Annotated in this window: 9 protein-coding genes; 5 read left to right on the forward strand and 4 right to left on the reverse strand. The window is 36.8% G+C overall.

Going from position 1 to position 13,156, the window contains the following annotated elements:
- Positions 1 to 55: 55 nt before the first annotated feature.
- On the reverse strand, positions 56 to 2,404 hold the full coding sequence (locus ABXH06_RS06920) for a right-handed parallel beta-helix repeat-containing protein (protein WP_353517744.1): 2,349 nt from the start codon (positions 2,402 to 2,404) through the stop codon (positions 56 to 58).
- Positions 2,405 to 2,836: 432 nt separating this feature from the next.
- Between ABXH06_RS06920 and ABXH06_RS06925 the strand changes: the two genes are divergently transcribed.
- On the forward strand, positions 2,837 to 4,294 hold the full coding sequence (locus ABXH06_RS06925; protein WP_353517745.1) for a sulfatase family protein: 1,458 nt from the start codon (positions 2,837 to 2,839) through the stop codon (positions 4,292 to 4,294).
- A gap of 7 nt (positions 4,295 to 4,301) precedes the next feature.
- Positions 4,302 to 5,795, forward strand: coding sequence for a sulfatase-like hydrolase/transferase (locus ABXH06_RS06930; protein WP_353517746.1), 1,494 nt, complete (start codon positions 4,302 to 4,304; stop codon positions 5,793 to 5,795).
- A gap of 116 nt (positions 5,796 to 5,911) precedes the next feature.
- Here ABXH06_RS06930 and ABXH06_RS06935 read toward each other — a convergent pair whose 3' ends face one another.
- The 3 genes from ABXH06_RS06935 to ABXH06_RS06945 form a co-directional block, all read right to left on the reverse strand.
- Complete coding sequence (locus tag ABXH06_RS06935; RefSeq protein WP_353517747.1) at positions 5,912 to 6,820, reverse strand: hypothetical protein; 909 nt, start codon at positions 6,818 to 6,820, stop codon at positions 5,912 to 5,914.
- A 202-nt stretch (positions 6,821 to 7,022) separates the two neighbouring features.
- On the reverse strand, positions 7,023 to 7,925 hold the full coding sequence (locus tag ABXH06_RS06940; protein ID WP_353517748.1) for a GntR family transcriptional regulator: 903 nt from the start codon (positions 7,923 to 7,925) through the stop codon (positions 7,023 to 7,025).
- A gap of 98 nt (positions 7,926 to 8,023) precedes the next feature.
- Complete coding sequence (locus tag ABXH06_RS06945) at positions 8,024 to 10,264, reverse strand: hypothetical protein (protein WP_353517749.1); 2,241 nt, start codon at positions 10,262 to 10,264, stop codon at positions 8,024 to 8,026.
- Positions 10,265 to 10,425: 161 nt separating this feature from the next.
- Between ABXH06_RS06945 and ABXH06_RS06950 the strand changes: the two genes are divergently transcribed.
- From ABXH06_RS06950 to ABXH06_RS06960, 3 genes are all read left to right on the forward strand, one after another.
- Complete coding sequence (locus tag ABXH06_RS06950) at positions 10,426 to 12,246, forward strand: arylsulfatase (protein ID WP_353517750.1); 1,821 nt, start codon at positions 10,426 to 10,428, stop codon at positions 12,244 to 12,246.
- 294 nt (positions 12,247 to 12,540) lie between these two features.
- Positions 12,541 to 12,789, forward strand: coding sequence for a type II toxin-antitoxin system Phd/YefM family antitoxin (locus ABXH06_RS06955; RefSeq protein WP_353517751.1), 249 nt, complete (start codon positions 12,541 to 12,543; stop codon positions 12,787 to 12,789).
- Positions 12,779 to 13,066, forward strand: coding sequence for a type II toxin-antitoxin system RelE family toxin (locus tag ABXH06_RS06960; protein WP_353517752.1), 288 nt, complete (start codon positions 12,779 to 12,781; stop codon positions 13,064 to 13,066). The genes ABXH06_RS06955 and ABXH06_RS06960 overlap by 11 nt, the downstream gene beginning before the upstream one ends.
- Positions 13,067 to 13,156: the final 90 nt, after the last annotated feature.

Consider the following 13,156-nt stretch of genomic DNA (forward strand, 5'->3'; position numbering starts at 1 on the left):
AAGGCAAAATTTAATTTTGCCTTTCAATATAGGCTTTAAGCTTACTTAAAGCATACTAATGCACATTCTTTTTCACACCTTCTAAACCGCCATGAAGTAAGGTTTCACCGCCCCACTGCATAGTATCTCGGTCTAATTTCAGCAAGTGCTTTGGATAATCTTTAGTAACACCAAAAGAGTCTAAACTAACATCAAATGGTTTAAAGCCAGTTTCAAGTGCTTTAGCGCCTTCAACTAAACGGTAGTCTCTATTGGCAACGTCAACAAATTGCTGTTGCACTGTGGTTACTGAATTTAGCTCAACACCGTTTTCTTGATGAGGTTTTAAAAACTCATCAGCACCTTCAAATGCGAAGGTATTGTTATCTAGCAAATATTCATATGGGATCATTTTTGTGCCTTTTTTAGTAGCAAAAAATTCTGCAGTATTCCATAAGTCTCTTGCTCCGTATGGGTCTCTTCTTCCTTTAGTAAAAATATTGTGCTGAATGATAGATTCAGGTTTGAAGTATTGACGTGGAAAAGCACGCATACGGATGGCTTCACCGTTAGTATTGATAAAAATATTATTCGTAATGTGGTTGTAATCTTTATGGACTATCCCCGTACCGGCATTTTCAAAAATGTTTTGCGTTGTAGTAGTGCCACGTTGCCAATCATCAGTACGTGCACCAATATAATCAACATCATAGATGTAGTTATGGCGAATAATATTACCTTCACCTGCTCCTGAGATATTAATTGAGGCGCCGTCATGGAGCTGTAATAAGGTTTTCGTTACTTTGTTATTTTCGATAATGTTATTTTTACTGTGAAGATACGGCATAAAGTGCGCTTGGGTATCGTCAGTCCATTCAACATCTAAGTCCATTTCATTCCAACGAATGGTTTTAGCGGCTTCATCAAAGTCTTCATGCTTTTTCATCAATATTTGTATACGTGGTGAAGCAACACCTACCGCTTTACGTGGCACATGATGTATCCAATTATTTGAAATGGTATTGCTACCACTTTGCCAAGCAAATACCGCATGTCCGTGCCAGATAATCTCGCCTACATGATGAATAATATTGTTGGTAATTGTATTGTGATGGTTAACATCTTTTGTACCTGGGCCGTATCCTGCAAGTAAAACGCCCATATGACCAACATAGTCAATTAAGTTATCTTTGATGGTAATATTTTGTGCATGTAAGTCTAAACGAATCGCTGAGCCTGCTGAATTAGTAAAGTGGCTGCCAATTACTTTCATATTTTCAGCACCACGAAAACGCAACATTGCATTACCCGTATCAAAGGTATCCCAATCATGTTGAATCCCCCAGCCTTTATGATCTTCATGCCATGTAGAGCGCTTTGCTTGAGTAAATGTGATACCTTCAAAACTGATATTTTTAACTGGTTTATCAACTGGGCCATCGTAATCTATGTCACCTTCAATCCTTACCAACTCTTTTAATTGAGGAATAGTAATATCATGAGGTTTTTGGTTATCATGTGGCCAATAATATAGTTTTCCTGTTTGGCTATTATGAGCCCATTCGCCTGGTTCATCGATAAAATCAACAGCATTCTCAATAACCGCCCAAGGGTTCTTTTGAGAGAAAGCTGGCGCATTCGCTTCGTATTTAAGTGTTAATAAACGTGCATCTAAATCAATTGACTCTAGCGGTAAAAAGTTAAGTGCCCAAGGAACCGGGTTAAAGAACACTTCAATATCATCAAGGTTTTTCCAATCACGAATTGGCGCACCTTCTACATAACGTATTTCCCGTAATAAATGACGATCTTTTTTGTGCATCACATTACGTGAGTCTGCTATTTCATACCCTGTTGGTTTCACACCATCAAAACGATCACTACGTGCTCTATTAAGACGTTTATCACCAGCAAACATTGCAGTAAATCTACCGTACTCTTCACGTGTGACATCTGCTACCCAGATATTGCCTTTAGCTATTTCAGGTAATCCTTCAAGTTCTGTCTCTAATTGTTTCCAATCATTTACTGCTTTACCACTTGAGATAATAGGTGTTTCATTCTCGATTGCACGGTAATGAACAAAGTGCTCGCCGACACCACCATCTTGACGGTTTAATACCAAGGTATCGCTTAACGTATATGTACCACCGTCAAGCCAAACCGTTATGTCTTGCTGACGTTTAGCATCATCTAAAGCGCGAATGGCATCACGCGCTGTAGCTAAGTTAGCAAAAGGTGAGCTCTCAGTCCCTTTATTGCCGACTTGTCCTTGAGGAGAGACATAAAATTCAACTGCTTGACTTTGCTGCTTAACAACATCAATGCTTGATGATTTTTCAGTGGCGTTATCACCACATGCCGATAACACTAAAACACTGCATGTAACTAACATACAAGCACTGTGATTGAAGTAATTCTTCATATTATTTTTCCAACTTCTTCTTAATAAAATTTTTCAATTTATAAGTGGTATTGATACTCCGCTTTATTGCTCTATAGCACAAAACCTATATTCAACAGTTAATATAAAAGCGATGCTAAAATGTAAAACAACAGGTGTATTTTGTAAAGAATAAACACAATAAAATTCATCGATAGATAAAGATACATCTCATATAAAATTTAAAATCAACAGGGATTAACTTTATTAATCAAGCTGTTAAGAAAACCAAAGGGTTATTGCAAATAAAAATAAACTCATAGCTTTATACATCGGTAAAATCTAGGATTCTTAGTAGTTAATAATAGATAATTAATAGATTTCGGTGCATACAAGTCGATTATACATTGACAACAACAGCATCAATCGACAATAGTGTACTTTATAAGCAAAGCACAATAAAAGGATTGGATAATGCTAAAAGTAAAGCACTTACTCAAGGTGAGTTTAAGGCTTTGTAGTTTATTAGCTCTTTCGTATACCGCTAATGCAACAGAAAATAAAAACACAAGTAACCAACCTAACATACTCTTTATCCTTGCTGACGATATGGGAAAAGAATGGGTCAGTGCCTACGGAGCTGAAGATATTAGTACACCAAATATTGATAAACTTGCTGATAAAGGTATTCGATTTGATAATGCTTGGTCTCATCCACAATGCACACCATCGCGGGTATCTTTAATCACTGGGCAATACCCACACCGAAATGGTTGGGTTAATCACTGGGATACACCTCGTTGGGGACAAGCCTATTTAGATTGGAGCCAAAACCAGAGTGTCGCCAAAGTAATGAAAAATGCGGGTTATGCTACGGTTGCCGCAGGAAAGTGGCAGGTAAATGATTTTCGCGTTGAACCCCAAGCCATGACTAAACATGGTTTTGATGATTACGCCATGTGGACTGGTTATGAAACTGGCAATGAACCTAGTGCTGAACGTTACTGGGACCCTTACATTCATACTAAAAAAGGCAGTAAAACCTATAAAGGTCAATTTGGTGAAGATATATTTTCAGACTTTATTCTAGATTTTGTTGATGACAATAAAGCTCAGCCTTGGTTTGCCTATTTCGCGATGAATTTACCTCATTCTCCCTATGTAACAACCCCGCATAGCACTAAAGTTGAAAGCAAAATGGACAAACATAAAGCCATGGTAGAATATGCCGATTTAATATTAGCCAAAATGGTCAATCGTCTTGAAGCTTTAGATGAACTTGAAAACACCATCATTATCTGGACAACCGACAACGGCACTAATAGAAGCATCAAAGGGCGTATGAACGGTCGAATGGTTAGAGGCGGAAAAACTAAAACCACAGAAAACGGTATAAACTCCCCTTTTATTGTCAGTGGTCAAGGTTTAGTACCTAAAGGCGTTGTTAGTGATACGTTAATTGATTTTACTGATATTTTACCGACATTTGCCGACTTGGCTAACACCGATATACCGAAGCATTACACGTTAGATGGAAAGTCTTTTGCTGATTACTTATTAGCTAAAACAACTGATGGTAAGCGTTCTTCTATTATGTCTATGGGTGGACGAAACGAAGCAAGAGTATCTGAAAATGGTGTTGAAAATAAGTTCGTATTTCGTGATAGAGTGATTAGAGATAAACGATACAAATTATATGTAAAATCATCGCCAGAATACGGCTATGAAAAGCTCGTCGATTTACACAATGATCCCGAAGAAAAAATAAACTTAATTAATAGTACCAAGCCTGAAATTGTTGCCGCTAAAAAAGCCCTTATAGCTTTCGCTAAAACACAACCCGCCAAAGATAACGATCCTAAATACCGCAAGAGACAGGCGCTTGAATGGGATAAACCAGTAACGGTTACCAGTCAAAAGTGGAAACAATAGGGTCAATATGAAATTAATTAAAATCACTCTAGCCAGTATTGCATTACTCATTTGTCACTCAATATCTGCTGCAGATAATCGGCCCAATATCGTCTTAATTCTAGCTGACGATGTAAGCCCAGACATGTTCACTACTTACGGTCAAAAAGGCGCGGCAAATACCCCTAATATAGATTTACTTGCTGAGCGTGGCGTTAAATTTAAAACGGCATATGCAACGGCAAAATGCGCTTCATCTCGCGTGGAAATAATGACGGGGCGTTATGCAACAACTACAGGTGTATACACCAATGAAATATGGACAGGAGACTCTAGAGAAAATGTATACAATGACAATATTTCATTTGGCCGAATTTTAAAAGATGCCGGTTATGCCACAGCAATCACAGGTAAATGGCATGCGGGGATGCAGATGCCTTACGATAAAGCATTAGCATTCGACGAATATGCGTTATGGGAAGGACCGAAAGAAATAGCTAAATTAACCGGTTCTCCAAAATTTACCGGACTCATGGAGGATAAAAAAACCACGTCTCGTTACTGGCACCCCAGTTACGTTAAAAATGGCAAGTTGATGGATACAGGCCCTCAAGATTATGGCCTTGATATCGAAGCTAACTTTATCATGGAGTTTATTGAGAAAAATGCAAAATCCGGTAAACCATTTCTCGCCTATTGGCCAACTGTTGCTCCCCATGGTACTCGTACAGGTATGCCTACAAATCCATTAAGGGGTAATCCTGGTGACTTAGGTAATAAAAAAGCGAGAAAATCAAAACATGCACAACAAGAAAATCAAGCTCGATTCAAATCACTAATTGAGTACCTTGACCTAAAAGTTGGCCAAGTAGTGACTAAAATAAATGATTTAGGTATTGCTGATAATACTGTGATCATATTTTTATCTGACAATGGCACAGCTGTGACAGCAAAAACTCGAGGTGTAGAACGTGGCTCTCATGTTGTTCATATAGCGGCAGGTGCGGGCATAAAAAAACGTGGTCCTACTGATGAATTATCTGATTTTTCAGATATCACCCCTACCCTCATTGACTATGCGAACGCTTGGCAATATGTCCCTAAAGGATACCGGTTTGATGGTAAAAGTTTAGTGTCTTTTTACACTGGAGCAACAGAAAGTCACAGAGAATGGATATATGGCTACGCAGCCGCATCACAATTGTTACGTACTAAAAATTACATGTTAGAAGTGGTAAATCATATAATGCACATGCCTCGGGGTCGTTTTTACTTTACTGGGGAAAATCGTTTTGGTTATGGTTATGAACTAGTAGACGGCAAACCAAAATATGCAAAAATGCGAAAGAAGTTTGATGAATTATTGAAAAAATTACCACCATTGACCAAAGATAACCCTCACTGGAAAACAAAGTCTGGAAAAAAAGTGTTGAAAAACTTAGGTAAGGCCAAAAATATCAAAAAGCATTTATATAACCATAAAGATTACAAACGTTATGATGAAACTTATCTTGGCGGATAATTACTAATAACACAATAAAGTCAGTGTTAAAATTATTTCAGGCTAGATAACGATATTCATCTGCCCATAATCAAACGAAAAAGCCTTATAATGACCAAGGTAGACACTTTTCTGTGTTAATTAGTACGAGTGTCTATATAACTTTTTGACGCCCCTCTCCATAGAAAATATCGTTGATCTAACCCTTCAAGATTTTTGTTTTCTAATTCAAGAACCTTTCGATTTAATATCTTGAATTTTTTTAGTTTTTCTAAAAAGGTATTATCCATTAATTGTTCTAAACTACCATCCTGATACGCTAGAGTTAGCCCTGTATATATCCTTTCTATCGCTGCGCTATTTTTTTTTGCCGAGACAAAAAATCGCGGAGATAAATAGAACAACATTACGTTTGGGTTGACAATAACTTCTCCCCCTCTTGATTTGTCTACATCGACCAACGAACTAAAATACAAATCTGCCCTTTTAAAGCTGATCATTTGGCCAATTGATCGAGATGGAACTTCCATAACTGAATGAAAACCGTTCATTCGTAACACATCACTATCAAACCATCCTTCCCCCTGCACAACATCTAACGGTTGGAGCTGCTCTAATGTTGTTTCATGCGAAAAATGTCCAGAGTTGTCTTTATGATGTAACAGAAAGCGAAAACCTAATAAGCCTAAATCGTTTGGGAATGGAGAATAGGCAAACTGACTAAAGGTATTTTTGTCACCTACTATAGAAATAATAAAATTAGGGTGAGTATTTTTTAACGCTTCTATTCTCCTGCGCTTTTCGTTCATTTGGTATTGAATGTAATTCATTGAAAAAGGGCCATGAGTTTTAACCGTTTTTTCGAGTGCTAATAATAACAATTGGTGATTATAACTTTTGTAAATTCCTTGATTATTTGCAACATACGGATAGCTAAAAACAGTGACTTCATTACTTGCTTTAACATTAATTGATAGTAAAACTGATAGCAATCCACACAGCAAAAAACTGTACCTATGTCCTCTATTGAGAAGTATATTATTCAAACCACTTCCTCTACTTGGCTCTGTTGATTGACTAAAATCATTTACCCTATGCAATATTATTGAAGGCATCAGAGACGTCTTTCCCTATGTATAACAATAGACACAAAAGACGAAAATTCAATTTAGAAGTAGAAATAGTGGGAATCTGGAACATCAGTCAATATCAAGAAAGACTGATGCTCTTTTATAAAATGATTTAATATTACTTGAGGCCGCTTGCTGAACCTAACAATGTCTCTCTAGCAGTATTAAGATGTTTCTCCATCGCATTAAGTACACCTGAGGTATTGTGAGCAAGTAAATGGGTAAGGATCTCTATATGCTCATTTAACGCGACAAAGTTTCTTTCATGCTCGTCATGTTTATCCCATTGATAATGGTAATGACAAATAAGTGAAACCACATCGAAAAACTGCATAAAAAATCTATTCTCTGATGCTTCTTGAATAATATAATGTAAACGACTGTCAAGCTTACTAAATTCAAGGTATCTATTATCAAAGTCAGCTAAGACCTCTTTATGATCATCTAATAGCTCACTTAATTGCTTCCATGCAGGATCACTTTGTGGCTTAGCAATAAGTTTGGTAATTGAATTCATTTCAAGAATACGACGAAACTCTACTAATTCAGTGGCAAATTTCTCGTCGAATTCTACCATTTGCCATTTAGCTCTTGGTTTTTTATCAATTAAGCCAAAACGAGAAAACTTGATTAAAAACTCTCGAACGGTAATGGTGTTACAACCAGAAGCTTTGGCTAATTCTAGTTCAGAAAATTTATGGCCGGGTAATAATTTGCCTTTATTGATCAAATCAAGGAAATATTTTTCGATGATTTCTTCTTTTGTTGAAACTTGATCACTGATATCAAAATAATCAGACGCTTCAGGCAAACGAATAACCGTTTTAATACTTCCATCAACTTGGATAATCTCCAGTTTTTCTAATTCTTGGATAGAGGTTCTAATTGTGGTTCGGCTAACATTAAACCGCTTAGCTAAGGTATTCTCTTTCAATACTACAGAAGCACCATTTAAAGTATCAGGTAAGCTAGACAATATATTATTGACCGTTTCCTGAATTAAAAAACTTTGACCACTCATCAATCTATATCCTTGTTATGAAATGAAGATTATTAATAAAAACACATTAAAATTAATCAATAACCTTATGATACCTGCTTTTATCAACAAATAAACAATTAACCATCACTTTCAGGTAATAATTGCCAAACATCACCCTTAATCCACTTATCATTTACTAAGGCATCAACTCGCCAATAATAACGATCAGTTTTATTAATATTTATAGGATGAATATTTGATTTAACTTTTTCAGCGACAAACCACTTTTCATTTGGGTTTTGGGCAAGTAAAACATCTTTGTCAGTAGCAAGGTACACTCTATGTTTGACCGCACCATAGGCCTCTCGCCACATAAGGTCAACACGATTACTTTTTATGACCGAGCCATTAGCAGGTATTGGATGTGAAGTTTTTACTAGCCTTTGTCCCGGTATCCAATAATAATTGATATTGGCCGGGTAAACTCCCGCATAAGCTTCTTCCTTAGGGTAAAGCCACTTAATATCAGTATCATCAAGCTTATCAGCAGCAACGATATCTTTAGCGTTCTTGACTCTAAAGTCTCTATTGTCAGCATCAACAAGCAAGTCTTCAATCGCTTGTTTTGTTAGGTGGCCATCAATATTTTTACCTAATATTCCTGGTACTGCCGCTGGCTTTTTTCGATGGCCAGAAATTGAGTCCGCGATATTGTTTTTGGTGATTGTTCTTTTATTGCCACCACCAAATATAGTACCGGGTTTAAATTTCTTTTTCTGTAATTGCTTTTTCGTCACTTTGTCTTTCAAAATAATAATATCACTGCCGTCATTATCAAATGCAAGATTTTGATAAATTCGATGATCTGTGCCTTTGATCATCATGCCTGCAGTATTCCATAAGACATTATGATGAACTAAACCGAACTTTCCCCAGCGAACAGCAGGTATGGGTGCGTCAAAACGCAGTGCTAATTTAGAGGAATCATGAAACCAGTTATAACGTATGATCACGCCATTTTGCATAGGAATGTGCCCTTGGATCATACTGCCATCCGTTTGTGCAAAACCTGTTTTAGACATGTCATTAAATTCTGCAATTAACGTATTATAAGGACGTTTTCCTTTAATTATTTTTGGACTCGAGAGTGCTAATGTTGCTGAATTCCCCGAATTAATATTGGTATTAAAACGATATTGCACACCTATACCACTAAGCGCTATATCACTACCAGGTCGGTGCGCTTCAGTCACCGCATAATCCGTATTTTCAAAGTGACAGTTTTCAACTATAGAATAATTACCATGTACAACAATAGCTTGTGAGTCAGTATCTGTAATCCGACAATTTCTGACAATAAAGTGACCTTTACCTTTTTTACCTGAAGATAAACGTATCATATCGGCAGGGGTTGCCTCTTCACCAAGCATACGTCGTGACACACCAGCATATTCAAAATTTACATTTTCAAGTGTCACATAAGCGCAATTAACACATTGAATCGGTGCTGCAAAAAAGTCGATATTCTTTATTACAACGTGTTGCCATTTTTTCACATCAAAAGAAAACGCTCTTACCTTCCCTTTTACTGGTAAATTACTGATATCTTTTTGTTTAGGTTTTAAATAAAGTGATTGTTGCTCTTTATGATAAAACCACTCAGTTTGTTCATCCAGAAAGTCGAGTTTTCCTTCGAGATAATAATTAAAGTGTTTGCTTTTAATACTCGGCGTTTTGGTATGCTTAAAGTTATCAGCACCTTTTTCATGCTGTGTGACTTTTCGAGTCCAAGTTGTATAACTACCTGTGTTAGCAATGACTAAAGCACCTTCGATATTTAAACCACTTACTGCTAAATCATGCTTTGAGGGGTCATCCACCAAATGACCATTTGAACTAGGTTTTACTAGTGCTTTTGACCAGACATCTTCACTATATACACTACCCGTATCAAAACGCGCATTTGGCCATCGTGCCGGCATCATCTGTTCATTATCAACAAATAATTGCCAAACGTCTTGATTCACTTTCGCTTTAAAAATCCCTTTTTCATAAGGTTGCCAGCTTAACTTCAAGTCATCCGTTCCATCAAAAATTACTTTTTCATTTTGATATGCCGAGATAACAACAGGGTGTTCTTTACTTCCTTTAATACCACTAACTTTTACCTGTTCTTGATATTCGCCGCCCCTCAACCAAATATTCGTGCCTGCTAGTGCATTTTTTAATGCATACGAAACTGTTTTATATGGGCTTCGTATTGAACCTAATTGCTTTTTACTGTCGACACCATTTGGCGCAACAAAAATATCATCATTATTTGCAAAACAACTTAATGAAGTAAACGCTATAACAGCAACTATTAGAATATTTTTCATACTTTAACCAGATCTACCCTCAAAAATGAATATTATTTATAACATACATCATATGTAATAATTAAAACTTTACATTACTTTGCATAGAATTACTATTTAACCTGTACATTATACAAAATCCGCAGTAGGTTTAGTATAAATAATAAACACAAGAGCGCGATATGAGTTTTATTAAGTTTTTATCTTTACTTATTATTACTATTGTTAGTTTTCATCACCAACAAACTTTTGCTGACTTATACGATAAAAATGTTATTACTACCAAACCTAACATAATCATCGTACTTACCGACGATCAAGGGTATGGCGACCTTTCATTACATGGCAACCCTATTCTTAAAACTCCTCACCTAGATTCTTTAGGTAAACAAAGCACACGTTTAACGAATTATCATGTTGCACCAACCTGCTCTCCCACACGTGCAGGGCTTTTAACAGGCCGTTGGAATAATAGAACTGGTGTATGGCACACCATAATGGGCCGCTCTATGTTAAGGGAAAATGAAAAAACACTGGCAGATTTACTTAAAGTCAACGGCTACCAAACGGCAATGTTTGGTAAATGGCATTTAGGTGATAATTACCCTTACCGCCCTCACGATAGAGGCTTTGACTTTGCATACTACCATGGTGGTGGCGGTGTAGGCCAAACTCCAGATTACTGGGACAACGCATATTTTGATGACGTATACATGAGAAACAATAGCAAAGAAAAAGCTACAGGTTTTGTCACTGACGTACTATTTAATGAGGCGATTAACTATATAGAACAAGCAAAAGATAAAGACCAACCATTTTTTACTTACATTAGTACCAACGCACCTCACGGCCCCATGCATGCGCCTAAATCGTATGCAGATAAATACGCTAATAAAGGATTAAAAATAACTACTCAACACTTTTTTGGCATGATCACCAATATCGATGACAATGTTGCCAAGCTTCGAAATTATTTAACAGAAAATAATTTAGCTGAAAATACCATTTTTATTTTTACTACCGATAATGGCACCTCTGCTGGTGATAAAATATTTAACGCTGATATGCGCGGTAAAAAAAATAGTGAATATGATGGCGGTCATCGCGTGCCTTTCTTTATTCATTGGCCTAATGCAGGATTAAATAAAGAATTTATCCAAAATAAAATCACTTCATTTGTTGATGTTGTACCAACGTTACTAGCGTTAACTGATTCGAAAAACACTTTAAATGTGCAATTTGATGGTCAGTCTATCAAAGCTCTACTAACTCCAAACAAGTCATTAAATTGGCCAGATAGAACCTTATTTACGGATTCTCAACGTGTACTTAATCCAATAAAATGGCGTAAAAGTGCGGTGATGACAAATCAATGGCGTTTGATTAATGGCCGGGAGCTTTATGACATACAAAAAGACCCGAGTCAAAAACTCAATATTGCCTACGAAAATCCTAATGTCGTTAATAAATTAAGAGAGAGATACCAACAATGGTGGACAGACATCAGTGCAAGCTTTACGGAGCCTACTGCAATTCATATAGGTGCACAGCATGCTAATCCAGTACAGCTCACCAGCCACGACTGGCTAGGAGACAATGCGCAAGTACCGTGGCAGCAAAGACAAATCAGGCAAGCGATTAGAGAGAAAGATGGATCACATAAAGGCTATTGGTTCTTAGATATAAAATCTTCTGGCACTTACCGTTTTAAACTTAGCCGTTGGCCATTATCAACTAACAAAGCTATATCAAGCAGTATGGCTGCTGGTAAACCCTCTACTGGTCAAGTTGCATTTAGAGAGGCTAAAGGAATTGCTTTTAAAGCTGTTACTGCGAAAATTAACATTGCAAACTTATCCAAGTCAGCACCAGTTTCACAAAGCGATAAATACATAGAATTTACACTTGAACTACCCGAAGGAAAAACAAAACTATCGGCAATCTTTACAAATGAAGAACAGCAAGAAATTGGTGCTTATTTTGTTAACGTTGAAAAGCTTTAACTCTAATAAGGTAGTTGAAGTTATAAAGTATGATTGCCATGAGTATCATACGTAATTAGAAAAAGTACGCCGTCATTCCATCTTGCTTTTGGATGTTATCTCTCGTAATTTCGTAGCGCCTCTAATGACACTTAAGTACTAATAACATAAGTATATAAACAACGTCATTCCCGCGAAGGCGGGAATCTATGATATCGTCAGCTTTTGCCATTACCCGTCATTCACTACAATTTGCTAAGACCATGATAAAGACCTACAATAAGACCTAAATAAAAACCTTTAAGAGGTCTTGTAATGACTACCCGTATATTAACAGAAATAGCAGCAAGTATTACAGAGTTAAAATCTAACCCTATGAAAGTCGTATCTAGTGCACACGGTGACCCTATTGCAGTGCTAAATCGGAATGAACCGGCTTTCTATTGTATTCCTGCAAAGGCCTATGAACTATTAATGGAAAAACTTGAAGATCTAGAGTTATTAGCTTTAGTGGAAGAGCGCAGAAATGAAGCTTCGATAGCGGTTAGCATCGATGACTTATAAACTTGAATTTAAAAAATCAGCTTTAAAAGAGTGGAAAAAATTAGGTGCTACACTCCAAACTCAGTTTAAAAAGAAACTAATTGAGCGTCTATCTAACCCTCATGTTCAACCTGACAAACTATCTGGAGCCGAAAATCTATACAAAATTAAGCTTCGCCAAGCAGGGTATCGGTTAGTTTATGAAGTTCAAGAGAATGTGGTTACTGTTACAGTGCTAGCTGTTGGTAAAAGAGAGCGTGGTAATGTTTATGATCAAGCATTCAAGAGGTTAAATTAGTCCATTAATCGCTCAAACCAGTTAATGAGCCTCTATATTATTAAGAAAGCAGATGCCCTTCTTCAGAGGGCGTAATATTAACTATACCAC

Source organism: Thalassotalea sp. SU-HH00458 (assembly GCF_040362795.1).
GTDB lineage: Bacteria > Pseudomonadota > Gammaproteobacteria > Enterobacterales > Alteromonadaceae > Thalassotalea_H > Thalassotalea_H castellviae.